This window comes from Paenibacillus sp. J31P190 (assembly GCF_059692075.1).
In genome coordinates this window covers 331667-357813 of record NZ_JCAUAS010000004.1, presented here as the reverse complement: position 1 = coordinate 357813, position 26147 = coordinate 331667, and the positions used below count along the sequence as shown (strand labels likewise).

Below are 26147 nucleotides of genomic sequence, written 5' to 3'. Positions count from 1 at the left end.
TACTTACTGACTACTGACTACTGACTTCTGACTTCCACGCTTTACCCATACCCAAATTGAGAAAACCTCTAACGAGGCCATTCATGAATGAGCAGCCGCGTGTAGAGGTTGGTTTTATTTTTTATAATTCAGTTTGGATAACACGCATATTTTCTTCTGGAATCATGAAGGTTTGTGCATATTGCTTTCTGGCTTCAATCCCGCGGACACGCATTAAATGTTTATAATATTCCAGGTACTGAAAGGACTTACTGCCTGTTACGAACCAGTGAGTGGAAACGGCCTTCACCCATAGATCGAAGGCTTCTTGGTCGTAGTCGACATACACATATGGACGGTAGTCGACGGCGTCCTCCCAGTTCTCGGCATAATACAATCTCTGCGCGAAATGTGCAGGAAGCTCCCGCTCAAACGTCGGCAAGGCGGCAAAATAGCGGGCATCATTGACGATACGATGCGTAGTCATATGATCCTTGTGCATGCTGTTCTTCCAATGCGTAATAATGACGTTCGGACGAACTAGACGAATGACATCGCATACACGAAAACGCATCTCTTGGTTATCCTGCAGCTCGCCGTCAGGAATATCGTCGAATACGAATGCTTCCCCGCCCAACATCTCGGCAAAGGTTTTCGCCTCATTCACTTTCTGCACGCGATATTCGGCCATATCTTGTCCTGCCGGAACGCCGCGTTCGCCTGCTGTCAGCGCTAGGGTCGCAATGCGGTCACCTTTCAAAAAGTGACTTGCCAGTACCCCTCCTGCAGTTAATTCGGCATCCCCAACATGTCCACCGATGGCCAAAATCGTTAACTTTTGCTCGCTCACTCACACAAACTCCCTTCTCATGACAGAAAATTGTTTGACGGTTGTAAAGCCTGCCTTCTCGTAGATGCGGATAGCTGGATTCGTACTGCCCGTATAGAGCGACATGTAATCGGTCCCGATCGAACGAAAAGCTTCGCACAGCTTAAAGAAAAGGATGCTGCCCAAACCGTGTCCCTCATGCTCGGGAATGACGCCGATCCCAGCGAAATAACCCCGGCCGTTGTCCTGACGAATGACCGGACCGGCAAATCCGATAACCTTGCCTCTATATGCAGCAATAACGACCGGCACACCTTCTGCCGTGCTTTGCCCGATTTCCTTTTGCCATAAAAGATTATTAAAGCCATTCAGCATTTCATCCACGCCATCATGCTTTTCCGGGTCGAATAATTCCACCGCGTAGCCATCCTCTGCGGCATTGCTTTCCTTGGCTCTGATATCCTCTGGTATGGTGAAACCGTCCAGCTTCAAATACATGGCGCACTCTTTGGCGCGTTCCACATACCCTGCCTGCAGCAAAAATGCATACAATTTACTTTCAATCGGCACGCCCGGCGCATTGTTATGCTCATGCTTCGGTGTCCCCGGTATATACCACGGCAATAACATCGGATTAAAAAATAAGACATCGCCTTGCTTTTTTCCCAGCTGCTGAAAGCGACGCTCCAAAGCGTTTAGCATGCCTTGATAGTTCTCAGCGGTTTTGCTGTCTTCAGCTAAAACGATGCAGGTGATGTATCCCGCCACTTCCCCAAGCGGCAGATCATCCCCTGTGCAGCCGCAGGCAAAGCCTTTGACTTCATTTTGTTCCAGTAACATAAAAGCATTTTGACTATCAAAATAAGGGTTGGCCGTGAAGATATTCTCAAAGGTTTGTTCGGTAAGCTCCTTGTAGCCTTCTTTCACGGCTTCTTCATTCCATAAGTCAATAACCGCCTGACGATATTGTTGATCCCATGACACAATCATGCTGAAGTACTACCTCCCCCACGTGCGGTTTGTATTAGCCCTTCACCGCTCCAACCGTTACACCTTCTAAGAAATACTTCTGCAAGCTGAAGAAAAGAATAAACATTGGCAGTGCAGAAATCGTAGCACCCGCCATCATCGGCGCAATAAACGTCGTATTGGCGAAGCGGAAGTTTTTGAGTCCAACTTGGATCGTCTGCATATCCATCGTATTGGTGACCAGAAGCGGCCAGAAGAATGTGTTCCAGCTATCCATAAACGTTAGAATCGCCATGACGGCAAGCACGGTTTTGGACAAGGGCAGAATGATTCTCCAATAAATCGTAAATTGGCTGCAGCCTTCGATCTTCGCGCTTTCCATAATCTCGTTCGGGATGCTGCTCATAAATTGTTTAGCCAGAAAAATATTATATACCGTAACGATACCCGGCATAATTAACGCGCTGTACGTATTTTGCAGCTCGAACACGTTAACAACCAGAATATACAAAGGAACTTGCGTAACTTGGTAAGGAATCATCATGGAGACAAGCAGTACCGCAAACAGCACGCCTCTCCCTTTAAAACGAAGTTTAGAAAATGCATAACCAGCCATGCTGGCAAAAATAACATTGGACACCATCACGGTAGTCGCCACGATCAGAGAGTTCAAAATCCAACGATACGAATACTCACTGTAATCAAAGAAAAATTTAAAGGAAGCGAATGTAAACTTGCTTGGTAAAATGGAGTAGCTCACCGCTCCGGCCTCAACCGGATCAGCAAAGGATGAAATGACCATGAAATAGATCGGAAATATCGTCGCCAAAGCAAATAGTAGAAGGACGATAAAAATCATTGAATTCCGAACGGTTTTTACTCTAGGTTTCCCTGCATGATTGCTGTATAAAGCCATTTTTTATCCTCCTAATATAGGGATCTTTGAGCGTAGCTCAAAGTCTCTCCGCTTAGGGATCCTTGAGCGGAGCTCAAAGTCTCTCCGCTATTAATACTCGACGTCTTTCCCTGCGTATTTGAACTGAATAACCGAAATTCCCGCGATAATAACAGCTAGAATCAGCGATTGCGCCGCGGCTTTACCGAATTCAAAGTAAGTAAATGCATTATTGAAAATCAGCAGACCCACCATGGTAGTCGCATTGTTCGGACCCCCACCGGTCATGAGGTACGCGTTTTGGAACACTTGGAATGAACCGATAACCCCCGTTACCAAAAGGAATAATGTAGCTGGTTTCAGAGAAGGAACAACGATGTGCCACAGCTTTTGAAAAAAGTTCGCTCCGTCCATTTCCGCTGCCTCGTAATACGTATCATCAATGCCGAGTAGACCGGCCAGGTAGATGATAATGCTTGTGCCATGACTGGACAACCAGGACATCAGAACCAAAGAAAACATTGCCGTTTTGCTTGAGCCGAGCCAGTTCTGATTGGTAAGGCCAAAGAAATGAATGAACTGATTCAAAATTCCGCCTTCCATTGGATCAAAGATCCAAAGCCAAACGACGGATAAAGCAACACCTGAAGCAACAACAGGCAAGTAATAAACACCTTTGAAAAAGCCCTGCGTTTTTTTCCTGAGCGGCAGAATCATAATCGCGATCACCATGGACAAGATTAAGTTAACAGGTACTGTCAAAACCGTATAGACGATGGTATTGCGCATGGCTTGCCAAAACAAACCGTCTTTCACGGTAGACACATAATTGTCTAATCCAACATAGGTGGAACCAAGAGGTTTGTATTCTTGGAGACTGATGATAAACGCGCTTACGACCGGATATGCGGTGAACATTGCAAAAACGACCAATGCGACAGCAATAAATGCATAACCCCAAGCACCTTCTCCTTTGATTCCTCTTCTTTTCATCGGTTTAGCGATATTCGTTGCCATACTGTCTAACCCCCAAACCCCGTTTCAGAAAACTCGGATTAAAATAGTTCGGATAGCCGCGTAACATGCATCACGACTATCCGAGGTTTACAACTTATGATTAATCTTTCACAACGCCGTCTGCGCCAAATGCAGCAATTGCAGCGGTTTTCACAGCTTCATACATCGCTTCAGGAGTAATTTCACCAGCGATCAGACCTTGGAACTTAGGCACGATAACTTCTGTTTCCAATTTAATCGCTTTAGCACCCAGTTCTGTTGGAATATCCGAACGAGCCGGTGTTGCATTTTTCAGCATGTAGTCCACAGCAGCGATGTTCTCAGGGCTTCTGTCAATTTTCATGCTTTCAGCCGCTTTTTTACCGCTTTGCGTAATGTGAGCAGAGAACAGATCACTGTTTGTTGCTGCAGCATTTTTACCGCTAGCTAAGAAGTAAGCCGCTTTTACGACATTCGCTTTGTGCTCAGCAGTTGGTTCCTTTTTACCGCGGAACGTCATGTAACCGTCAACGACAGTAGCGAATGATGGTTTTGCACCTTGGAAAGTCGGAGCCGGCAATACCACATAATCAACCGGGATGGAATCTTTTACAGCACTTGCATCAGCTGCTTTAAGTTTTGCGTTATTAGTTTTAGCGGAATTCTCAAACACCGCAAGACCTTTACCTGTGATCATCGTTTGGCCTGTCAGGAACATGTTCCAACGTTTACCTGCATCTATGGAGCTAAGTTCTTTTGGCATGGAGCCGTCATCGATCAACGCACGAAGATCTTTCAGAAGACCTAAGTAGTTTTTGCTAGTGTAAGCATATTTCAAATCTTTATTAAACGCGTGAGGCATGCCCGCATTTTTCGCCATGATACCCAAGTAGTCAACGGCTGCAACGCCTTTCACCGCGAACACGAAACCATAGCGTGTTTTGCCGTTTTCAGTTACGACGCCTTTTTTGACCGCTTGACGGAATTCATCGTACGTCCAACCGCTCGTTTGTACTTTCTTCCAATCGATGCCGGCCTTTTCCAGGTACGCTTTGTTGCCGCCTAGTGCGTGAACTTCCATGTACGCCGGGAAGCCGTAAAGTCCTTTGCCATTCTTCATGTATTCAAGCGGAGCTTTATCATAATCGTTAATCATTTCAGGAGTTGCTGAATCCGTAATGTCCATGAGCAATCCTTGCTGCAGATACTTAGGGATGCCGTCAGAGCCTCCGAACGCAATATCCGGCGGGCTGCCCGCATTCACTTGCGTATCCAATTTCTGCTTCATATCTTCCCAGCTTGCCGGTTCGATTTTCAAAGTCAGATTCGGATACAATGCTGTAAAGTCTTTGGACATTTGTTCGAAAGTCTTTTGGTAGTTTGGTGAAACTGGCGGCAGCAAAGCAGTGATGGTGTCTTTAGCTGTTGAGGCGCCGGCAGTAGCCGCTGGAGCAGGAGTACCTGCTGGTGTAGTTGTTGCTTTCGTACCGGAAGTACCACCACAAGCTGTTAAAGCCATGGTTAAAGCTACGACGGATGCTAATACAGGCATTTTTCTTTTCATGAAATTGACCTCCTAGTTTAATATAGGGATCTTTGAGTGTAGCTCAAAGTCTCTCCTTGTTTGATATTGTATTTTTCATACAACTTTGCTAAAAGTACGTATGGCTGTTTTCAAACGGCCGTCACATTGATTCAATGCTCGTTCTGCCTCCGCTGCATCCAAACCGGTTTTTATCATCATAATCGCTAATTTGCAATTCATGGAAGCGCTTTCTAAATGGGTAATAGCGCACTCTTCATCTACCCCTGTTGCTGCCCTAATGATTCGAACAGAACGATCATACAATTTGATATTGCTTGCCTTCATATCTACCATGAGGTTGTTATATGTCTTTCCAAGCTTCACCATCGTACAGGTCGTCAGCATGTTTAGAACCAGCTTCTGTGCTGTCCCCGCTTTCAATCGGGTAGATCCCATAATTGCTTCCGGCCCAACTACTGGCGCAATACACACATCACAGACAGGCTCTAATTTCGAATTTTTGTTATTTACTACGCCGATCGTTGCTGCACCAATTTCCTTTGCTTTTTTCAAACTGGCAATGACGAATTGTGCGCTTCCACTGGCCGTAATTCCGATAACAGCATCCTTGTCTGTCACACCGCACCGTTCAATGAGTGCGATCCCCTCCTCCGCGTTATCCTCAAAACCTTCAACTGCAATTCTTAGCGCCCCATCGCCACCGGCGATATGACCTTGCACCAGCATGGGGTCAATTCCAAAAGTAGGAGGACATTCAGAAGCGTCGAGCACACCGAGTCTGCCAGAAGATCCAGCCCCTACGTAGAACATTCTGCCACCGTTTTTTAGAACATGATGTAAAATATCAACCGCTTTCATAATTTGCGGTATTTCTGCTCCCACTGCAGCGGGAACCTCAGCATCCTGCTCATTCATTAAACGCAGCATTTGTTCCGTTGTACATTCATCCATAACCAGTGTTTTCTCGTTAATCTCTTCCGTAGTCAACCCCGACAGATACTCATCCATAGCTATCCTCCTATCCTGTTTGTTTCAATTTCTAATTTCATACTAGCGAAAAATTTCATGATGGTCAATAGTTTTTGAAATTTTATTTCTTATTACAATAAAGTTTTGATTTTTTATTTTATTTCACAACAAAAAAAAGACAACAACTTTATCTTATTAAAGCGTTGTCTTTGTCTTTTATTTACGATGTTTGCTGCTGGCTATAATATCATGCGTTTTAGCTAAATATTTCTTCACTTTCTTGTATTCCGCACTGGCTACACCAGCAAAAAGGATATCAATTACCGTCAGCATAGCAATTCGCGATCCCATGGCACCGCTTCTGATGGTTACCTCTGGTGTAGAGATGCTCAAGACGATATTGGCCTTATCTGCTAACTCGCTTTTATTATATTTGGTAATGGCAATAATGCATGCGCCATTCTTTTTGGCTATTTCAAGTGAATCTAGAATCTCCACCGTACTACCGGAATTTGAAATAAAGATGGCTACATCACTTTTGTCCAGCAGTGTAGCTGCCGTGAGCTGGCTATGCCCGTCCGTGTAGGTATGGCACATCTTGTTGATCCGTGAAAATTTCTGCTCCGCATCGATACCTACCAGACCGGAAGCACCAATTCCGAAAAACGCAATACGATTGCTTTCACGCAGAACTTTTACAGCACGGGCAATTTCATTTTTATCGATGACACTGAGAGTGTCTTCAATGGATTTACTGTTATTGCGAGAAATATTAGAGATAATGATGGATAGATCATCCCCTGGTTGTATATCGGTGTACTGGTTCTTCTCATCATCGTCCATAGATCCAATTGAAGCTGAGATACTTACAATAAAGTTCCGGTAACCTTTATACCCCATCGTTTTACAGAAACGAAGAACGGATGCGTCACTGGTCTTCGTCAGCCCGGCCAGACTCTTAATCGAAAGATGCGGGATTTCCTCTAAATTCTCCAAAATGTAATCTGCTACCAACTTCTCTACAGGAGTTAGGCTGTCTTTCATATCACGAATCTTTATTAAAATATTATCATTAATTGACATATATATTCTCTGTTCACCCTATTTTCTCTGAGCTAAAATTTTAATCTCATCATACGAATAATTGCTCAAAAAAACAAGATTAATATCTAAAATAGTACACAATTTTGAATATTAAGTTAAGAAATTTATTTTCAAAATAATTCAATCAGAGTAAAATTAAATTCCAGTTTATATTGCAGCGTTTCGGAAAGCGATGCTATAATAGCAGCGAGATTGAGCTAATAGGAAGGGTGAATACATGGATGAATAAAAAATTGAAAATAGCGATTATTGGATCAGGAAGCACCTACACCCCAGAATTGATTGAAGGAATGATTAAGCGAAAAGACGTATTACCTATAGATGAACTAGTACTCATGGATATTGATGCAAGAAAGCTAGACATTGTAGGCAAACTCTGTGAGCGCATGATACAGGCAGCGAACATTCCTTGTCGAGTCATCTTAACCGAAAACTTGGATGAAGCGCTGCAGGATGCGGATTTTGTGTTATCACAAATTCGTGTGGGTAAGCTGCCTGCCCGCGTACTCGATGAGACCATTCCTCTCAAATACGATTTAATCGGGCAAGAAACCTGCGGAATCGGTGGATTTTTTAAAGCCATGCGCACCATTCCTGTTATGCTTCATATTGCCAATCGTATGAAAGAGCTGTGTCCGGATGCTTGGCTTATCAATTTCTCCAATCCAGCCGGAATTATTACAGAAGCTCTGCTCAACCATTCCAACGTGAAGATGCTAGGTCTGTGCAATGTTCCTTTCAACATGTTCAAGAGCATTCGTGAAACGTTGCATTTAGACCATGCTAGCTTTACCTATGTGGGACTTAACCATTTAAGCTGGATTACAACGATTGAGCAAGATGGTAAGGATTATGTGAAAACGGCACTTGATATGGGGCTTAACAGTGAAGCGATGAAGAATATTCCTTCAAGCGGATTCCGTAAAGAGGTCGTTCAGATGGTGGGAGCCATACCTTCTTCTTATTTGGAATATTATTACTTCAAAGAGAAGAAGCTAACATTATTGAAAGAAAGTGAATTAACTCGAGGCGAGAAATGTATGCAGATCGAAGAGGAGCTGCTCAACATCTACTTGGATTCCGAACTGCATTCAAAGCCGGAGCTGCTTTCCACGCGTGGAGGGGCCAACTACTCAGAAGTGGCCATCAGTTTAGTCGATGCAATCTATAACGATAAACAAGAAGTACATGTAGTCAACCTACTTAACAACGGGGCATTAGATTTCATGGAAGACTCCGATGCGGTTGAAGTTTGTGCCGTTATTGGTAAAAATGGCGCCACACCGATCAAAGTTACGGATTTCAATAATCAACATATCATTGATTATATGCGTATGGTCAAAGCCTACGAACGTGAAACCGTAGCTGCTGCAGTGAATGGCAGCGAAGATGCCGCCATGCGCGCGCTATTGATGAATCCATTGGTTGGTGACTATGATGCCGCGCATAACTGCTTCAATGAGTTGAAAGAAGCCCACAAGGCCTATCTCCCGCAGTTTTTCTCTAAAGAGAAGTAGTCATGATAGTGAAAAACTACATTATCGGTGTCGACGGCGGAAATAGTAAAACGGACTACTTTCTATTTGATATCCTAGGGAACTTTGTAGACTATATTCACACAGGTACATGCAGTCACGAGCAGTTCCCCGACGCATACCTGAGCTCATACCGAATCATGAATGAAAATATTCAGCATTTGCTGACGCGCAATCAGATAACGATGGATCATATAGCAGCCGGTGCTTTCGGATTAGCTGGCGCGGATATTCCATCCCAGAAAGAAAATTTATGCAAAGTCATTGAGCGTATCGGCTTTACTCACTATGCCATGGACAACGACTCATTCCTTGGTATTAAAGCTGGCAGTGAAAAGGGCTTCGGCATTTGCTCCATTAATGGCTCGGGCTCCTCTACGGGCGGTATTTCTCCAAGTGGAAAGCGCCTTCAAGTCGGCGGTGTTGGCAGTGAGCTGTCTGGTGATGAAGCTGGGGGTTTCTTTCTAGCCAGAAAAGTACTTCGGGCTGTCTATGACTTTTTCTACCGTATGGGGCCAGAAACCATGATGACTGAATCTGTCATGAAGCTGCTGCAAATACCCAATAAAGAACTGTTCATTGAATACACCTTGAACGGCATACAAAAGCGAACAAGTCCTACCACCAAGCTGGTGCAAATCCTGTTCTCCGCGGCAGATAACGGGGATTCCGTAGCTCTGAATATTCTAGATAATACGGCCAGGCAACTGGCCTACTCCACGGTTGGCTGCATGCACAATCTGGATTTTGACCATGAGGTCGATATCATTCTTGCAGGATCAGTTTGGGTCAAAGCAGAAAGTCCTCTGCTGCTCCAAAACTTCAAAAATCATATTGCAAGCTTGACCAATCACAGCTGCAATTACATCCTTCTACAAGTCCCGCCTGCAACAGGCGCGGTCCTATGGGCGCTGGAACTTGCGTATGGTCATCCAGTGAATTTAGATACTCGTCTGAAAGTGATTGAGGCCGTAGAACGACACGAGCGTCGATGAGCTATTTGGACAGCAAACAAAAAATGAGAAGGCAAGAATCTTGCCATCTCATTTTTTTGCCTTTTTCAGCTTTAAAACCGCGCCATGCCTTGCACCCTTGGGCACATGCACTTGTTCCGTAATATTGTGACAGGTCATCAGATCCGTAGAACGGTAAGCTCCATAATAATGTTCACTAGCCCATGTACCTCATAAAGCCTCCAACAAACGTTGTCGATCATTTGAACCCATCGCTAAATGAATAAGGTGAGCCACCAATTTTTTCTGTTCAGGGTTTAATCTTGCAAACACTCTTGGTTCTAGTAGACACATTTCCCTGATCACAGATTCCAGTTCTTCTTTTCTGGTATTGTCCTCAGGTTCGTCTTTAAAAGTAGGAAATGCCTTCGATTCCGCAAAGTCTTCAATAACATGATCTGCTAATAATCCCAAGTAGGGCTTTCTTTTTTGCTTAATAAACGTGTTGATTTCTTCAAGTAAAAATTGAAATGCCTCGCTTCTTCTGCTTGCTCCAAAAGATAATTCCAGTTGTCCACCATTGTCTTCACTATCAAAATCAAAATGATCAAAGCCTTTGCTTCGAATATAAACACTATGATAGAAGGAATCACCTTTATTATTAAAAGTTGTCGGTTGCTTATGTTTTTCCTCTAAATTTGAATCGATAAAGTAAAGCTTGGAATATTCATGATTGATTCGATCATTCCACCGAACATATTTGATTCCAAACTCCGTTTGTGTAGGCTCATGAACAATTACAAAACATTCTCTTTCGGCTATCACACACGAGTAGTCTAAGGATACGCCATCTATTCTAACATCGAAATGCTTCTCAGCATGAAGTTCCAGGAACCACCCAAATTCCTTACATAAAAAAGCCAACAAATCCTCATATACAAAGTCTTTCATGATATTATGAAAAGTTACCATCGTCCCTGAATCTTCATCTGTTAGGATGTTATTCGTAACTTCATAGGTATCCAAATTTTTCGAATGAATACGAATGGTATACGTATTTTTTAGAAGGCCATCCAAATATGTCGTTTTCCATGTTGCATCGGAAGCAAAGTGATGGAAGGTTAATCGACCGATTCCATTCTTTCCATGCATGGCTGATGTCGTTCTGACTCGCTTTTCAGGATCAACTTGCTTCTCTGATTCAAAAAATGGCGTAAACTTCCGATCCAAATCTCTTCTATCTATGCCATAACCATTATCAGCAATGACAATTTGATCGATGCCGCCTAGAACATTCTTATGCAGCTTAACATCCACTACGGTAGCTTGCGCATCGAATCCATTCCAAATATATTCAGAGATTGCTTGCAAATAATCAAACTTACGAAGAGTTTTTTCGATACCTTTTGAGGATATTTCTATTTTGCTTTTGCCCAAAATGATCAACCCCTTCAATGATTAATGAATCACACCACTATCTACAAATCTATCATATTCCAAATCTTTCATTCCGTATGTCGATTCATGCTTGCCTGATGCATATCTTTTTCGACAAAAGCTCCTCCTGCAAGGCATGAGCCGCGCGATCTTCTCCACCTGGGACGGACTGGATATCGAAGAGAGATAGGGTCAGCCCTAATTGCGCACCGTGCTCACTCGCTTCGCTCCCTGCGTGCGGGCTGAACCCCTTACCTCATCGCTGCCAGCGGAGCGCTCTCCCGCAGTGACTGGTTTCACTGCCCAATCGACTTGGTGATCTTATATCAGCAAAACTACCAGAATTATCAGCTTCACCTATTGTCAAGCTTCTTATTTAACGCTACACTAAAAGCAATTCGGTCGTGAAGCACACGCCGCTTCGATACTTTGTATCGAGGCGGCTTTTTGCTTTTACCTGTGAATAAAGGAGAGAGAATACATGTCAAGATTTGACCTAAAATATGAGGAATGGTTACAATCGAATTGTGCATGAGACAAATCACAGAAAGCGTGAGTTGCTTGAAAAGGGCTTAGGTCATGGCACCATGGAATTTTTGCGATCCGTTTGGTTCCCAACGGTCAACAATTTCGATCACCTTTATCCCGAATGGGAGGTGCGTGATTTTAACAATGGATACCGTTATGTGGATCTTGCATATTTACCTGGAGGCGTGAAGGGTGGAATTGAAATTCAGGGCTACGGTTCTCACGCCAGGGACCTTGATGTAAAACGATTTAAAGATTTATGTTGGCGGCATTGTTTATTGGCGCTTGATGGCTGGATATTTTTACCCATTGCTTATCTTTCCATTCAAGATGAACCTCAAAGATGCCAGCAGTTGGTACTTTCCTTCATCGGAAAATTCATCTCAACAAATGTGCAGCCCGAATTAAATTTTCTCGAAGCGGAAACAGTACGATTTGCTCGGCGCCTGCTTCGTCCATTCACACCCATAGTGTTGGCTGGCCATCTGCGAATTACCGACCGTCATGCCCGGCGGATTCTGCACAATTGGGTTGAAATGGAAATCTTATTTGTAACTAGCGGAAAAATGAGGTACCGCATGTATTGCTTACGGACTCAGTAGACGTTGTTTGGATAAAATGGAGCACGTAAAAATTCTAACGGACTGCGCTGCTGCTATTCATTGAAACAGACAGAAAATTGATTATTTTTTATCTAATAACGATTATAGAGTCCGTTAGATAAGAGGAAAGCTCAAATAACCGATAATAACGGCGATTAGGTCCGTTAAGGGGCAACCAGCAGGGAACTTTCCTTCAACCTGCAGCTATCACTTTTCTGACAAACGAAGGTCACGGTAGATGTCAACGACGCCTTGCTCAACCCTACAAAGTGAAGCATCCCTCCGGAATGTATCCCGATTACTTTGAGGGTTGAGTGAACCCAAATCTAAGCCCCTTATGGTGTTTCACAATAAATATGGAGTAAGCTTCGCTTACCCTAAAACATATAAATTCCTATCTATCGACAAAAAAACGACACCTCAAAGGTGTCGTTATCCATTACTTCTTAATTTCCTCCAGTGGAGAATGATGTCCATAGAACGTTTTTTCTCTTATAACCGGGGCTGTCCATTTTACAGCATTGGCGATCACGCGCTGAACATCCTTATTGTGATAGGTTGGATAAGTTTCGTGCCCTGGACGGAAATAGAAAATTCGGCCTTGACCGCGACGGTAGGTGCAGCCGCTGCGGAACACCTCGCCCCCCTCAAACCAGCTGACGAAGATTAATTCATCGGGTACGGGAATATCAAAATGCTCTCCGTACATCTCCTCTTCCGCCAAATCGATAAAGGGCCCAATGCCCTCAACGATTGGATGCGATGGATCAACAACCCAAAGCCGCTCTTTCTCATCCGCTTCTCTCCAAAGCAAGTCGCAGGATGTCCCCATTAGCTTGCGGAACATCTTGGAATGGTGGCCTGAATGCAGGACAACCAGTCCCATCCCCTTATGTACACGGTCACAAATACGATCGACGACATCATCCTGAAAGCCCTTGTGATCGACGTGACCCCAATAAATGAGAACATCGGTAGCATCCAGCCTAACTTGGGTAAGTCCATGCTCAGGTTCATTAAAGGTTGCAACGCTAATCTCAAAGCCGTCCTGCTTGATACCATCAGCAATGGCTCCATGCATCCCTTTGGGATAGATCCGGGCTACCTCTTCTTTTCTTTGCTCTTGCAGAAATTCATTCCATATCGTTACTTTAATCATACAACTCGCTCCTTTTTTTACAATGAATGCAGTTATATGGTTCTCGTTACTCCGTCTTTAGCTGAATCTATGATCGCTTGCAGCACTTGTTGATTACGGTATCCGTCTATGATTGTAGGGAGTAATGGCGAGTTAGCCTGTTCCAAATAATCCACAAAATCCTGCAGCATGGGCTTCATCGATGCCTCGTCTAAGTGAATGACTTTTTCTATTAGCTCTAGCTTATCGCCTTCTCTAACCGTCAAATGAACTTCATTCGGTTGTTCGACTGAAATCCTGACGGTGCCAAGATCGCCAAACAACGTAACCTGAAATTGATTTTTCGTTCCAATGGCATTTTTATGGGTATAAAACGTGCCCATGACCCCGCCTTCAAGCACGCCCTGGAATCCGGTAAAATCATCCACGTCTATTTCAACGAGCTGTTGCGTTCGCGGATCCGTTCGGTGATCGATAAACGTGCTCATCATGCCGGTAACTTGCGTAAATTCTCCTACAAAAAAGCGTGCCGCATCCACCATATGAGAGCCTATGTCCGCTAAAATACCTGATCCTGCCATCTCTTTGTTAAATCGCCAGGTGTACTCCTTGTTAAACATAGGCGCGTTTTCCTCTTGTAAGTAGTGAGCGGCAATATGCCGAATACGCCCTAAACTCCCTTGTACTACAAGTTGTTTCACGTATTGAAAGCAAGGCCTGTAGCGGTAGGAAAACCCAATCATGCAGGGTATCGGATTTTTTTCATACAAGCCTAATAATTCATCCGCCTCTTCCATCGTTCGTGTGAAAGGCTTTTCGGAAAATATCGGTTTACCGCATTCGATCGCATATTTTAGGATGTCATAATGGAATTTATTCGAGACACCGGAGATGATAAAGTCAATATCGGTATCCGCAATAATCGCTTTATAATCGCTATAGCGCTTCTCAGCTGATAAGTTTAATCGATCACCGACCTCTTGAACGGCCTTCGTATTCACATCACAAATGGCTGCAACTCTCGTGTTCGCGATTCTCGAAAGATGGTTCATATGATAATCGCCAATTCCTCCAAGGCCAATGATGCCTACATTCCACATTTCTTTGTTCATCCTGTTGCCCTCCCGATATTCTCTTCAACTACTTATCCAATTGTCAGACAAGAATTTCTTTCAATAATTTTGCTTTCTATAATCATATTTTCCGAGAAATCTCCTTGCAGAACGCCTAGTTGGTTCATTAACAATCGGACAGATTGAGCACCTAATTCCGAAGGCTGTAAATCCATGCTAGTCAAAGACGGATTCGATTGAACCATCATAGAGAGATCTCCGCATATGACAAACAAAGATACATCTTCTGGTACCCTGAGATTCAAATCCTTGAGTGCATTAAGGACACTGAATGCCGTGCGGTCATCATCTGCAATAATCGCGGTTACCTTCTTCTTCTGTGTACCAAGGACATTTATCGTCTCGGCATAGCCATAGTCCATGTATTCACTTGCATGTAGGGCTGGCTTATGATGAATCATGTGTTCTTCTACGTCAAGTTGATGATCTTTCATCGCCTTGATAAAGCCTGCTTTTCTATCGATGGACACGGTCATAAGCTCATTTGCATTTAAAAACATAATGTCTTTATGACCCTTGTCGATCAAATACTTGCATATGCTGTCAATAATCTTGTGATTGTCGTTATCCACGCTGTAAGGTTTATGAATATTCGTATTCATGACTCTACCGACAGTAACAAAGGGAATTTGTTCACCATGCATGAGGTTGATACGGTCGTCATCGGTCGTTGGGCTCATCACAACAGCACCATCAATCGGATAACTCGACAGGAATGGTGTTTTCACCTTTTGTACAGGAATCATATCCAACAGAACTCTGTATCCATAAAAGGAAGCTTCCAAAATTACGCCATTGATGAACTGCGTATGAAATGCGCTAAAAAAGAAGCTGCCATGCGGGATGGTCAACCCGATCGCCATGGTTTTCTTCGTAGCCAAGCTTCGCGCAATATGATTAGGCACATAATTTAATTGTCTGGAGACCGTCATTACTCTTTCTTTCACTTCGTCGCTTGTGGGTCTTTTTTGGCTAAAAACATTCGACACTGTCCCTTTTGAGACTTTCGCTAATTTTGCAACTTCATCAATTTTAGCCATATATGATCAAACATCCCTTCAGAAACCATCCATTTATCCTAATTCTTCATTGAGCTTTTCTACTAAATCGATTAATTCCAGCGGATGGTTGATCGTATAGTCAGGTATTTCACTTTCGTCTGCGTGCAATTTAGGATACCTAGGCGTCCAGCTAAGGAAGATACTAGTAATCCCCATTGCATTGGCTCCTTTAACATCGCGGCTCAGGTTGTTGCCAACCATGACAATACGGGAGCAATCCTGCTCGCTGAGATCCAGTGCTCCAATCGCAGCTTTAAACATACGGGTACTTGGTTTAGAAGCTTTAATGGTCTCTGAATAAATCATCGTGGTAAAATAATCATACAATCCATTTTGCGTTAAAATATTTTTGAACGATTGCGCCCTACCGTCGGCTACGATGGCCAGTATATATCCACGTTCGGCAAGCGTCTTCACCATAATATCGGCCCCTGGAATCACATTCGCCCTAATAACAATATCGTTATCATCTCTGATTTCGGTTCCTTCATCAATGATGGTATCTCCGCAGTCCAGAAAAACAATAAGCTTCTTAGCACTAGGATCAATCGTTGTCGTATCATTCGTTGTCTTATGACTCATGGATTACACCTCTTAAGTTTAATTGATTCGCATAGTGGCATGCAGCATAATGATTTTCGCTGACGGCCTGCAGCTCTGGTTCTTCCTGTATACATTTATCGGTCTTATACGTACACCTTGGATGAAAGTGACATCCGCTTGGAGGATTAGCTGGATTAGGAACTTCTCCTTCGAGAATAATTCGATCTTTCTTATAATTCGGGTCTGGCTCAGGTACAGCCGACAATAGCGCCTCTGTATAGGGATGCTTGGGATGATCAAATAACGAATCCACCGGCGCCAGTTCTACAATTTTCCCTAGGTGCATAACCGCTACTCTGTCAGATATATTTTGAACGATGGATAAATCATGTGAAATGAAAATATAAGTAATCTGCAGCTGCTCTTGCAGGTCCTTCAACAAGTTAATAATTTGGGCTTTAATAGAAACATCCAGCGCCGATACAGCTTCATCACATACGATTAGTCTCGGTTGAGAAATAAGTGATCTTGCAATGGCGATACGCTGTCTTTGCCCTCCGGAAAAGGCATGAGGATATCGTTTGAGATAGCTGACATTTAACCCGGTCTTCTCTGCGATTTGGGTAACTTTGTCATCCAATTGTGATTTCGTCAGCTTAAAGTTGGCAAGCAGCGGCTCAGCTATAATGTCGTACACGCTCATTCTTGGACTCAGTGATGAATAGGGATCCTGAAAAATCATCTGAATATCTTTTCTATACTTTTTGAATTCCTTGCCTCGCAGCCCTAAGAAATCAACTTGCTCATCGCCTTCTGGTTGATAAATGACTTGCCCTGATGTGGCATCCATCCCTCTGACAATACAGCGGCCTAATGTCGTTTTGCCACAGCCTGATTCGCCGACAATGCTTAGGGTCTCCCCCTCCAACAGCTCAAAAGAGACGTTGTTCAAAACACGAATAGATGAAGGCTTGCTAAACAGTCTATTCTTGGATTTTACTTGAAAATCCTTATTTAGATTATTTACTTTCAGTATAGGTTTAGACATCCTTATTCTCCTTCGCCCTCATCCTTATAAAGAAAACATCTAACCATATGGCTATCGGATATTCGAGTTTTCGGCACAACTTGTTTATTGCATACACCATCAATCCGATCCTTACACCGTTCGTAAAATCCGCACATTGGAGGCATATTGAATGCCATCGGAACTGTTCCTTCGATCGATTCTAAACGTGTATGTCTATTTCCGCCTAATCTTGGCATTGATTTGAGCAGACCCTTCGTATACGGGTGTTTAGGATTATTGAAAATTTCTTCTACTGTCGATTGCTCAACAATTTTCCCTAGATACATGACGGCCACTTCGTCGCACATTTCTGCTATGATCCCAAGATCATGCGTCACTAGCAAAATGGCCATGCCAAATTCCTGTTGTAGTCCCTTCATAAGCTCTAGCACTTGTGCTTGAATGGTTACATCCAGCGCAGTCGTAGGCTCATCGGCAATTAACAATTCCGGATTGCAGGACAAGGCCATTGAGATCATCGCGCGCTGGCGCATGCCGCCGGAAAACTCATGCGGAAATTGGTCAAACCGCTTCTCTTGATCGGAAATCCCAACTTTACTAAGCATTTCTAGCGCTATCTTCTTGGCTTCTTTTTTATTTTTGGTGCGGTGGATTAAAATGGATTCCATGATCTGATTCCCGATCGTATACATCGGTGAAAATGCCGTCATGGGTTCTTGAAATATCATGGCAATTTTGCGACCGCGAATGGATCGAATTTGTTTGCCTCGCGAATCTAGGGATAACAAATCCAAATCGTTTAGCGCCTTCTCAGAGGTGGAGTGATAAACAATCTTCCCTGAGGTTTCACATTCTTTCGGGTTAATGCTGAGAATCGCCCTGCTTGTCAGACTTTTCCCGCAGCCGGATTCGCCAACTAGGCCTAATGTTTTCCCTTTTTTGATCTCAAAATCAACGCCATCTACCGCTTTCATTTCCCCATTATCCATTTGAATGCGAATTTTGAGATCTTGCACGGATAGCAGGGGTTGTTCGGATTGTGAAACGGAAGCTTGAGATGTCATAATATCTCCTCGCCTTACGCTAATATGGATTATTTCTTGTATGGATCGGCAGCATCGCGCAATCCGTCGCCTAGAAAGTTAAAGGTTAATACGGTAACGATGACGAATCCTAAGGGAATTAGTTTCCAAGGATACAAAGCGACATTCTCGATCTGTTGAGCTTCCTGAAGCAGAACACCCCAGCTGGTAGCAGGAGAGCGTATACCGAGTCCAAGAAAACTCATGGCCGTCTCGCCGAGAATCATACCAGGTATGGCTAAAGTTGTTGCCACTACCAAGTAGCTAATAAAACCAGGCAATAGATGTTTAATAATGATTTTAGCATCGCTAACGCCGGCTATTTTGGCCGCTAGCACATATTCTTCATTTTTCAACGAAATAAACTTTCCTCTTGCTACCCTAGCTAGCTCCGTCCAACCAATAAAGGCGAAGATAATGACGATATAGATATACATCGTTACCACGGGCACACGCGGTGGTATAGCAGCCGATAGTGCCATCCATAGCGGCAGCGTCGGAAATGAACGAATAATTTCAATGAACCGCTGAATGACTGAGTCGATCCATCCTCCGAAATATCCGGATACACCGCCGATAAACAAACCTAAGACAAAGCTGATCGTTACGCCAATGAGAGGGATACTTAACGAAATCTGACTTCCCATCACAATTCGCGATAATAAGTCTCTGCCCATCCCGTCCGTACCGAAAATAAATACACGACCAGGTTGATCTACGCCAAATAGATGTCTATCCGTTGAAATCAAGCCAAGAAATTTATAGCTTTCACCTTTGACAAAAAAGCGGATTGAATGGCGAACTTTCTCATCTGGAACAAACACTTTACGAAGTGTAACCGGGTCTCTGGCTGACTTTAGGTCATATACAAACGGTCTAAATTGAAACTTACCCTCACTATCTTTGAAGCTTACTTTAGCTGGAGGCGCATTCACATATTTACTGTCGTAGCTCTCCAGCCCGTAAGGCGCTATAAACTGAGCAAAGATGGCGGCTATGTAGAACAAGGCTAGAATCACTAAGCTGATACGGGCTAATTTATGCTTCTTTAATCTGTGATACATAAGGCGCCACTGTGAGCTGTAAAAGACATCGCTGTTTTTCTTCGGCTTGATCGCGTTTATTTTCTGTTTCCCTGCTATCGGAATGGTTTTCATAGGTTACGTACCTCTGAACTCTGTGCGAATTTTTGGATCGAGCCATGCCAATAAAATGTCCGAAATCAATGTCCCTATAACCGTTAACACAGCCATAAACAATAACCAGGTACCTGCCAAATACATATCCTGAGCTAATAATGCGTTATACATAACGGGGCCTTGAATGGGCAAATTCAATACGATTGCCGTAATCGTTGAACCTGTGAAAATGGAGGTTAGTGACCATCCAATGGTACTAACGATTGGATTCATAGCTGCGCGCGTTGGATATTTAAGCAATATTTTCGTTTCCGATAAGCCTTTTGATCTAGCTGTCACCACATTCGGCTTATTCAATTCGTCCAGCATTTGACCTCTCATGACTCGAATCAGCTCTGCCGTATTCGCCAAGCCTATGACAAGAACAGGGATAATCATATGCTTCAGCAAATCAAGAACCTTGTCCATCGACCACCCTGCATTGACGAACTCACTCGAAAATAGCCCTAGCAAGGGATCACCAAAATATACATAAGAGAGATACATTAAAATAATAGCCATCAAGAAATGCGGGGTAGCCATGCCAAGAAAGCCAATTGCTGAAAAAATATAATCACCTATCGAATATTGTCTTACCGCACAGTAAATACCGATTGGGATCGCCACCGCATAGGTAAAGGCCATCGTTACCAAAGAGACGATGATCGTTAACCCCATATACTGCGCTATGACGTCCATAACCGGCCTGTTATAGCTGAACGAATACCCGAAGTCGAAATTAAAAACAATATTTTTCATCCACGCTAGGTATTGCATAAACCATGGTTGATCCAATCTTAAGCTTGCTCTCATTTCATCCATATCTTGTTGCGTCATCACATCGCCTGCCACAGACATCTTAGCCGCATAAGTCGATACATAGTCACCGGGCGGCAGTTGAATAATGTAGAAGACGATCATTGAAATAAAAATAACGACGGGTATTACCAATATGATTCTTCTTAAAATATATTGGAGCATCTCTATCCAATCCTCCGCTTCATTCGAAGATGCTGCTTAAGACCAATAAGGGGGAAGTTAAGTTCCCCCTATTGGTTACAGGTTTAACTTATGGTTTGATAAAAAATTGCGATGGATGGCCATGCCCTAAGCTGCGGAATTCATCTGAGAAAACCAAATCTTTCGGTACGTTGCCCATTTTATTAGAGGCGACGACCAGCGTTGGCGTTGGACCGGCATAACCAATAATCCATTGATTCTTTTGATGAAGCTTAATGATCTCATTTCCCCATTTATTGATTTCCTCTTTACTTGTAGATGATTTTACTTTGTTCCAGTAGTCCAGAATTAAGGCTACATCACCTTCTGGCTTGACGCCTTCTTTGCCATTGGAAGAAGTAAACAATCCGTAATGTCCGAACCAAGGAGTCAGCACTCTCAAAGGAACAAGCGTATCAGGCCGGAAGGCTACATTGACTAACGAAATATTTTCAGTAGTCGCTGGGATTTTATTCGAGTACTTGAGCTCCTGCTGAGTTCCTGCATCCACAACCTTAACGTCCATCTTAATCCCTACTGCTTGATAATACTTTTTAACTAATTCTAGAAAAGTTGCCGTGTTGGTGCTGCCCTCAATAACCGTTATCGTTAAATCCGAGCCGTCTGCATTCAAACGGAAATTATTTTTATCCCGTTTCGTCAAACCTAACTCATCCAATAATTGATTGGCACGATTCACATCGAATTTGCTCCACTGGTCCGACCAGCCTTTCTGGAAACCAACTAAGCCCTCCGGAACTGATGCTTGAATAGGAGCACCTAAACCATTCGTAACGATCTCGGAAATTTCTTTACGATCAACTGCAACGGACAGCGCTTCTCTAAAGCGAATATCCTGAAACAGCTTGCGCAGGTTAGGGTCTGGCGTGGTCTGATTGAGTTGAATGCCGGCACTTGACCATGTTGGCGTTGTCCAAGGCATCACCCGGAACCCTGCTTTCTTCTCATTTTCTTTCAGTACGGTGAAATCTTTAAAATCAAAGGTAAGAAGATTATAATCTCCCGCTAGTGTACCAAGAACTCTTTGAGCAGGGTCTTGTACTTTGGTAGCGACAATGCGGTCCATATAGGGTAGTTGGTTGCCTTCGCTATCTACTTTCCAATAATAGGGGTTTCGTTCCATAATAAATTGATCACTATTCGGATCGTTTTTAGCGACCCAAGCTCTTAAAGTCGGAATTTGTGGGTTTACCCAATAGTAATAGCCCGTTGCTACCAAGAACGATTTGACATCTTCAAAGCCCCATTTTTTTGCGATTTCAAGTGCTTTATCTTGGCCTACAAATTCAGGCAGAATCGTTTTTTGGAAATGTGCCGGTGCAAAGAACCATTTGTTGTCAATGGCAACGCGCTCCAAGAACAGCACACTTGGATACTTATGTACAACCTTAAAGCTGTAATCATCAATTTTCGTAATTTTAGCTAAAGCTTTTTCCCCTGTCACAGGATCGACGGAGTAATAAGCGTCATATATTTTTTTGCCGAAAGTTTCTTTCGTTAGCATGTGCTCCCAGTAGAACAGGACATCATCGGCTGTGAATGGCATGCCGTCTGACCACTTCATGCCCTTCCTTAAATAAATGGTGAATTCGGTTGAATCTTTATTCACATCAAAACCTTTGGCCACATTAGGTTCAACAGCGCTTCCATCCTTGTTAAAACGGAAAAGCGCCTCCTCTGACGGTTGACCGACTGCCCAGCGATCATTAGGCCCGGTCCAAGGCATTTTCCAGTCGCCGCCGTATTTACCAATCTCTTCGGTTACTTTTTCCACCATGATATCTTCCTTAACCGGCATACGCTCAGTCACAGGCTTCAGTGAACCTGCACCGACTAGCTTCGTTAACATTGGGGCTTCTTTGTAGCCGTCTGCCTTCACGGGAGCTGATGCTACAGGCGCCTTCGTTGCCTGAACGGCTGAACTTGGCTTTGGATCACTTTCACTCTCACATGCTGCAAATACAACAGCAAAAATCAACATCATCCCTACAAAAAACAACTTGTTCTTGTTCAAACCTATCCCCTCCATGATTATACTGGTACTTCAATCTTCTTCATCAGGCTCTGAAAATTGTTTCCCTTCACCTCCTAGGTCGATCACGCATTAAACCGGTTTAATACAAATGAATGAGCAGTATGTAGGTCGTAAATCAAGTTAAGTATATATGGAGTTAAACCGGTTTAATACAGGAACAGCAGAATTGTAAGCGCTTTATCTTTTGTAATATCGTACATCGGATTTAAGTCTATTGCAACACTTTTTTTGGAAGAAATTAGGGGAGTAAACAACAGGGATGCCACTTCCCGAAGCTAAAACAAGTAAACGCGAAAAACGCGCTTACAGCGAGAGCTCTGCGAGCCGACAGAGTCTGAGAAGCCGAAAATTGACTTCTCAGAATTCTGACGAAAAAAAGAGCCCTGAGGGTACTAATCCCTCAGAGCCTTTCTAATCAATCCTTCTTATTTATTGGACTTTGACTTTACCTTTTTTATGGGTATACATGCGATGATCCGCTTGGATGATTAATTCGCCTAAGGTTACGGGCATAGCAGGATTATAATGAAATAATCCGAGACTAATCGAAAGATGATAGATTCGGCCAGCGCTCAAATTAAAGCTATGTAACCTTTGCTGGATTTTCAAGATCATTTCCTGTTCGAATGCATCTAAGCTGGGTGAATGTCCATGCGTATCCGGTAAAATAACGGTGAACTCATCTCCACCCATTCGGGCAATAATATCAGAATCGCAGAAAACTTCTTTCAATATATTCGCTGTATCCAATAAGGCCAAGTCCCCCATATGATGACCATAAGAATCGTTGATTTGTTTCATACCGTCCAGATCGGCAACAATCAAATAAAAGCCATTGCCTTCCTGAGCATTCGCATTCATAATTTGCTGCGCCTGGTTAAAAAAACCTCGACGATTGTAAAGACTTGTCAACTCATCAATAATCGATAAGTTATAAAGCTCGTCCTGAAGACGATGACGTTCAATGGCATAACGCATCGAGCGCATAATCACCGAACTGTTGACTTGTCCCTTGATCAAATAATCCTGAGCCCCATGCTGAACGGCATTTATGGCAACCTCCTCATCATCAAGCCCGGTCAGCACAACGATTGGGATTGCAGGCGCTTGCTCCCGAAAGCTGATGATTGTTTCCATGCCATGACTGTCCGGAAGTGAAAGATCAAGTAAAACAACGTTAAATTCATCCTTGGTAATCAGTTCAATGCCCGTTTCCAACTGATCGACCCATTTCAACGCAATACTCTGATTATCTGTATCCGATAAAACTTCTCGAATCAATCGAGCATCTCCCGGATTATCTTCAATTAATAAAACCTTGATCAATAGTTCTACCTCCTAGGCAGCTTAACAAGTGTAAGCCAAAAATTTTCAATCGATCTTACGACTGTTAAAAACTGCTCTAAGTTGACAGGCTTGGTGATATAACAATTCGCATGCAGATCATAAGCTCTTAAAATGTCTTGCTCTGCTTCGGAAGTCGTTAAAATAATGACTGGAATATACTTCAGCAGCGCATCTTTTTTGATCTCTGCTAGAACTTCAGTGCCATTGATTTTGGGAAGATTTAGATCTAATAAGATAATGTCCGGCACAATCGCTTCCTGGTAGCTGCCTTCGCGCCTGAGGTAAGCCAAAGCCTCCTCACCATCTTCAACCACGCTCAAATTATTGTTAATTTTTCCTTCCTTCAGCACTTCGACAATTAACCGAATATCTCCGGGATTATCTTCTACTAAAAGAATTTCTACATTCTGACTAAGCTTATTATCGATCATGTAAGTTGTTCTCCTCTGTCTGGCAACGTGAAGTAAAAGGTTGTCGAATGACCCGCTTCTGAATCAACCCATATTTTCCCGCCATGTCGTTCTACAATTTTTTTGCAAATGGACAACCCTATGCCAGTCCCCTGGTATTTTGTTTTATTATGGAGTCTTTGAAAAATGAGGAAAATTCGGTCCCTATACTTCGGATCAAAACCAATTCCATTATCACGAACGGAAAATAACCACTCATTCCCTTGCTGTTTAATTCCAATGTGAATGATGGGTGCGCGGTTGGCATCGCGAAACTTTATGGCATTACCAACTAAATTTTGCAATAATTGCACCATTTGTGTAGGATCAGCCAGCAATGTAGGCAAAGGATCATACGTGACCAACGCATCACATTCTTGAATCGCATGTTGTAGATTCGTAAATACATGCTGCAGCACCTCTTCAAAATCAACAAACTTAGGCTCCTTCCCCTTCGTACCTACCCTGGAAAAAGCCAATAAATCGTTGATCAAATTCTGCATGCGCTGCGCACCATCAACGGCGTAATGAATAAAATCATCCGCGTCCTGATCTAATTGACCTTGGTATCGCTTTGCAAGTAGCTGCACATAACTGGCTACCATCCGTAAAGGCTCCTGTAAATCATGCGAAGCTACATAAGCAAATTGCTCTAATTCCGCATTAGAACCCGCCAAGATTTCCTTTTGCCGCTTAAGCTCAAGTTCATTGTCTTGAATATTTTGCGACATTTGGTTAAATGCTTCACATAGCTGCAACAGCTCGACGGGAGCTGACTTCATACTGCTGTAATCGATTTTATAATGATAATCGCCTTGCTTCAGTCTCTGAACCCCTTTCAATAAATGTTGAACGGGACGTTCAATGTGGTACGATATTCGCAACATCACGATAAACCCTATGGTAAGCACGATACAAATAATAAGAATCATAACAATTAATTGCCTATTAAAGGTACGATACACTTCATCCCGCTCAATTTCGTTAACAGCGATCCATTTTCCGTTATTCACCAACTGGTAAGTCCCGAAAACTTGCTTGCCGCGGTAACTCTCATAGGTCGAGGTTGCTTCTATCCCTTGTTTCGATCGTTCGAGAATATCGCTGTTCAGTTGAAATTCCAGCCGTTTCCAATTCCCCTCGAACCGCGAGTCAGTGATTAGATAACCGTTACGATCAATCAAATACGATTCGCCACTGTCTCCATAACGAAATTGCTCCATGAGCTTATCAATCGTCTTTAACGAAACCGTTCCATAGATAACACCCATAAATTGCTTGCTATTATTCATAACAGGAGCAGAAAATAAAATAGTCGGTTGATTGGTAACATTGCCCATCAGTACATCAGATATATACTCACGGCCTTTGGAAGCTTCTCTAAAATAGGTACGCTCGAAAAAATAGACACTTATTTGGTTCATTGTGCTAAATTCCACAATACCTTCTTTATTAGCAAAAGAGACCGCTTCAAACTCCTGTTGATGTGACGCAAAAAATTTAAGATCTTTTTGGATGCTGTCGATGTCTAGTTCTCTAGCCGATTGCGAATTAGCTAGATTGCGGATTTCAGAAGCTCTTGCAGCTACCCAACTATCTATAGCTGTTTGCTGAATCGCACTGTCTTTTCGCATCGAATTGATCTGATTGCTTTCTGTTTGACGATACTCTAAAAAAGAATAAGATGAAATGGTAAGCAGTCCAACCATTAGCACTAAGGAAATTCCAAAAAAACGCAATCGTGCTTTTAAGCTGTGAAGCCGAAGCAATCGCATTATGAGGTTCATGG

At 43.1% G+C, this 26147-nt stretch carries 22 protein-coding genes and 1 pseudogene; 3 read left to right on the top strand and 20 right to left on the bottom strand.

Going from position 1 to position 26147, the window contains the following annotated elements; translation table 11 throughout:
- Positions 1 to 121: 121 nt before the first annotated feature.
- From AC58U0_RS11185 to AC58U0_RS11155, 7 genes are all read right to left on the bottom strand, one after another.
- Complete coding sequence (locus AC58U0_RS11185; RefSeq protein ID WP_497379074.1) at positions 122 to 829, bottom strand: PIG-L deacetylase family protein; 708 nt, start codon at positions 827 to 829, stop codon at positions 122 to 124.
- Entirely contained in the window at positions 830 to 1798 is a 969-nt protein-coding gene (locus AC58U0_RS11180) for a GNAT family N-acetyltransferase (RefSeq protein ID WP_497379073.1), read from the bottom strand. It lies immediately after the preceding gene.
- 34 nt (positions 1799 to 1832) lie between these two features.
- The gene (locus tag AC58U0_RS11175) at positions 1833 to 2693 is read right to left on the bottom strand and encodes a carbohydrate ABC transporter permease (RefSeq protein ID WP_497379072.1); all 861 of its coding nucleotides are present in this window, start codon (positions 2691 to 2693) and stop codon (positions 1833 to 1835) included.
- Positions 2694 to 2783: 90 nt separating this feature from the next.
- Positions 2784 to 3689, bottom strand: a complete 906-nt coding sequence (locus tag AC58U0_RS11170; protein ID WP_497379071.1) for a carbohydrate ABC transporter permease — start codon at positions 3687 to 3689, stop codon at positions 2784 to 2786.
- 100 nt (positions 3690 to 3789) lie between these two features.
- A complete protein-coding gene (locus tag AC58U0_RS11165) occupies positions 3790 to 5232 on the bottom strand; it encodes an ABC transporter substrate-binding protein (RefSeq protein WP_497379070.1) in 1443 nt (480 codons plus the stop codon).
- 75 nt (positions 5233 to 5307) lie between these two features.
- Complete coding sequence (gene murQ / locus AC58U0_RS11160; RefSeq protein WP_497379069.1) at positions 5308 to 6222, bottom strand: N-acetylmuramic acid 6-phosphate etherase; 915 nt, start codon at positions 6220 to 6222, stop codon at positions 5308 to 5310.
- A 177-nt stretch (positions 6223 to 6399) separates the two neighbouring features.
- A complete protein-coding gene (locus AC58U0_RS11155; RefSeq protein WP_497379068.1) occupies positions 6400 to 7266 on the bottom strand; it encodes a MurR/RpiR family transcriptional regulator in 867 nt (288 codons plus the stop codon).
- Positions 7267 to 7508: 242 nt separating this feature from the next.
- On the opposite strand from AC58U0_RS11155, the gene AC58U0_RS11150 reads away from it, so the two are divergent.
- A complete protein-coding gene (locus AC58U0_RS11150) occupies positions 7509 to 8804 on the top strand; it encodes a 6-phospho-beta-glucosidase (protein ID WP_497379067.1) in 1296 nt (431 codons plus the stop codon).
- A gap of 2 nt (positions 8805 to 8806) precedes the next feature.
- Positions 8807 to 9817, top strand: a complete 1011-nt coding sequence (locus tag AC58U0_RS11145) for a BadF/BadG/BcrA/BcrD ATPase family protein (RefSeq protein ID WP_497379066.1) — start codon at positions 8807 to 8809, stop codon at positions 9815 to 9817.
- 189 nt (positions 9818 to 10006) lie between these two features.
- Here AC58U0_RS11145 and AC58U0_RS11140 read toward each other — a convergent pair whose 3' ends face one another.
- On the bottom strand, positions 10007 to 11212 hold the full coding sequence (locus AC58U0_RS11140) for an ATP-binding protein (protein WP_497379065.1): 1206 nt from the start codon (positions 11210 to 11212) through the stop codon (positions 10007 to 10009).
- A 481-nt stretch (positions 11213 to 11693) separates the two neighbouring features.
- Here AC58U0_RS11140 and AC58U0_RS11135 point away from each other — a divergent pair.
- Positions 11694 to 12342 (top strand): annotated as a pseudogene (locus AC58U0_RS11135) (transcriptional regulator).
- 439 nt (positions 12343 to 12781) lie between these two features.
- Here AC58U0_RS11135 and AC58U0_RS11130 read toward each other — a convergent pair.
- The 12 genes from AC58U0_RS11130 to AC58U0_RS11075 form a co-directional block, all read right to left on the bottom strand.
- A complete protein-coding gene (locus AC58U0_RS11130) occupies positions 12782 to 13501 on the bottom strand; it encodes a ThuA domain-containing protein (protein WP_497379064.1) in 720 nt (239 codons plus the stop codon).
- Positions 13502 to 13533: 32 nt separating this feature from the next.
- Entirely contained in the window at positions 13534 to 14592 is a 1059-nt protein-coding gene (locus AC58U0_RS11125) for a Gfo/Idh/MocA family protein (protein WP_497379063.1), read from the bottom strand.
- A gap of 32 nt (positions 14593 to 14624) precedes the next feature.
- A complete protein-coding gene (locus AC58U0_RS11120) occupies positions 14625 to 15653 on the bottom strand; it encodes a LacI family DNA-binding transcriptional regulator (RefSeq protein WP_497379062.1) in 1029 nt (342 codons plus the stop codon).
- Between the two features lie 33 nt (positions 15654 to 15686).
- A complete protein-coding gene (locus tag AC58U0_RS11115) occupies positions 15687 to 16256 on the bottom strand; it encodes an HAD family hydrolase (protein ID WP_497379061.1) in 570 nt (189 codons plus the stop codon).
- Positions 16246 to 17265 carry an ABC transporter ATP-binding protein gene (locus AC58U0_RS11110; RefSeq protein WP_497379060.1) on the bottom strand — a complete coding sequence of 340 codons (1020 nt, stop codon included), beginning with the start codon at positions 17263 to 17265 and terminating at the stop codon, positions 16246 to 16248. The genes AC58U0_RS11115 and AC58U0_RS11110 overlap by 11 nt, the downstream gene beginning before the upstream one ends.
- 2 nt (positions 17266 to 17267) lie before the next feature.
- Positions 17268 to 18311, bottom strand: a complete 1044-nt coding sequence (locus AC58U0_RS11105) for an ABC transporter ATP-binding protein (protein WP_497379059.1) — start codon at positions 18309 to 18311, stop codon at positions 17268 to 17270.
- Positions 18312 to 18340: 29 nt separating this feature from the next.
- The gene (locus tag AC58U0_RS11100; RefSeq protein WP_497379058.1) at positions 18341 to 19486 is read right to left on the bottom strand and encodes an ABC transporter permease; all 1146 of its coding nucleotides are present in this window, start codon (positions 19484 to 19486) and stop codon (positions 18341 to 18343) included.
- A gap of 3 nt (positions 19487 to 19489) precedes the next feature.
- The gene (locus AC58U0_RS11095) at positions 19490 to 20488 is read right to left on the bottom strand and encodes an ABC transporter permease (RefSeq protein WP_497379057.1); all 999 of its coding nucleotides are present in this window, start codon (positions 20486 to 20488) and stop codon (positions 19490 to 19492) included.
- An 88-nt stretch (positions 20489 to 20576) separates the two neighbouring features.
- Positions 20577 to 22541 (bottom strand): ABC transporter substrate-binding protein, encoded by a 1965-nt coding sequence (locus AC58U0_RS11090; protein WP_497379056.1) that lies wholly within the window; start codon positions 22539 to 22541, stop codon positions 20577 to 20579.
- Between the two features lie 450 nt (positions 22542 to 22991).
- Positions 22992 to 23888 (bottom strand): GGDEF domain-containing protein, encoded by an 897-nt coding sequence (locus AC58U0_RS11085; RefSeq protein ID WP_497379055.1) that lies wholly within the window; start codon positions 23886 to 23888, stop codon positions 22992 to 22994.
- A 5-nt stretch (positions 23889 to 23893) separates the two neighbouring features.
- A complete protein-coding gene (locus AC58U0_RS11080) occupies positions 23894 to 24340 on the bottom strand; it encodes a response regulator (protein WP_497379054.1) in 447 nt (148 codons plus the stop codon).
- Positions 24337 to 26145 carry a sensor histidine kinase gene (locus AC58U0_RS11075; RefSeq protein ID WP_497379053.1) on the bottom strand — a complete coding sequence of 603 codons (1809 nt, stop codon included), beginning with the start codon at positions 26143 to 26145 and terminating at the stop codon, positions 24337 to 24339. The genes AC58U0_RS11080 and AC58U0_RS11075 overlap by 4 nt, the downstream gene beginning before the upstream one ends.
- Positions 26146 to 26147: the final 2 nt, after the last annotated feature.

Excerpts from the sequence above, each read along its gene's own strand:
- AC58U0_RS11180 (WP_497379073.1), bottom strand. The coding sequence starts at position 1,798 with ATGATTGTGTCATGGGATCAACAATATCGTCAGGCGGTTATTGACTTA.
- AC58U0_RS11175 (WP_497379072.1), bottom strand. The coding sequence starts at position 2,693 with ATGGCTTTATACAGCAATCATGCAGGGAAACCTAGAGTAAAAACCGTT.
- AC58U0_RS11170 (WP_497379071.1), bottom strand. The coding sequence starts at position 3,689 with ATGGCAACGAATATCGCTAAACCGATGAAAAGAAGAGGAATCAAAGGA.
- AC58U0_RS11165 (WP_497379070.1), bottom strand. The coding sequence starts at position 5,232 with ATGAAAAGAAAAATGCCTGTATTAGCATCCGTCGTAGCTTTAACCATG.
- murQ (WP_497379069.1), bottom strand. The coding sequence starts at position 6,222 with ATGGATGAGTATCTGTCGGGGTTGACTACGGAAGAGATTAACGAGAAA.
- AC58U0_RS11155 (WP_497379068.1), bottom strand. The coding sequence starts at position 7,266 with ATGTCAATTAATGATAATATTTTAATAAAGATTCGTGATATGAAAGAC.
- AC58U0_RS11150 (WP_497379067.1), top strand. The coding sequence starts at position 7,509 with ATGAATAAAAAATTGAAAATAGCGATTATTGGATCAGGAAGCACCTAC.
- AC58U0_RS11145 (WP_497379066.1), top strand. The coding sequence starts at position 8,807 with ATGATAGTGAAAAACTACATTATCGGTGTCGACGGCGGAAATAGTAAA.
- AC58U0_RS11130 (WP_497379064.1), bottom strand. The coding sequence starts at position 13,501 with ATGATTAAAGTAACGATATGGAATGAATTTCTGCAAGAGCAAAGAAAA.
- AC58U0_RS11125 (WP_497379063.1), bottom strand. The coding sequence starts at position 14,592 with ATGAACAAAGAAATGTGGAATGTAGGCATCATTGGCCTTGGAGGAATT.
- AC58U0_RS11120 (WP_497379062.1), bottom strand. The coding sequence starts at position 15,653 with ATGGCTAAAATTGATGAAGTTGCAAAATTAGCGAAAGTCTCAAAAGGG.
- AC58U0_RS11115 (WP_497379061.1), bottom strand. The coding sequence starts at position 16,256 with ATGAGTCATAAGACAACGAATGATACGACAACGATTGATCCTAGTGCT.
- AC58U0_RS11110 (WP_497379060.1), bottom strand. The coding sequence starts at position 17,265 with ATGTCTAAACCTATACTGAAAGTAAATAATCTAAATAAGGATTTTCAA.
- AC58U0_RS11105 (WP_497379059.1), bottom strand. The coding sequence starts at position 18,311 with ATGACATCTCAAGCTTCCGTTTCACAATCCGAACAACCCCTGCTATCC.
- AC58U0_RS11100 (WP_497379058.1), bottom strand. The coding sequence starts at position 19,486 with ATGAAAACCATTCCGATAGCAGGGAAACAGAAAATAAACGCGATCAAG.
- AC58U0_RS11095 (WP_497379057.1), bottom strand. The coding sequence starts at position 20,488 with ATGCTCCAATATATTTTAAGAAGAATCATATTGGTAATACCCGTCGTT.
- AC58U0_RS11080 (WP_497379054.1), bottom strand. The coding sequence starts at position 24,340 with ATGATCGATAATAAGCTTAGTCAGAATGTAGAAATTCTTTTAGTAGAA.
- AC58U0_RS11075 (WP_497379053.1), bottom strand. The coding sequence starts at position 26,145 with ATGAACCTCATAATGCGATTGCTTCGGCTTCACAGCTTAAAAGCACGA.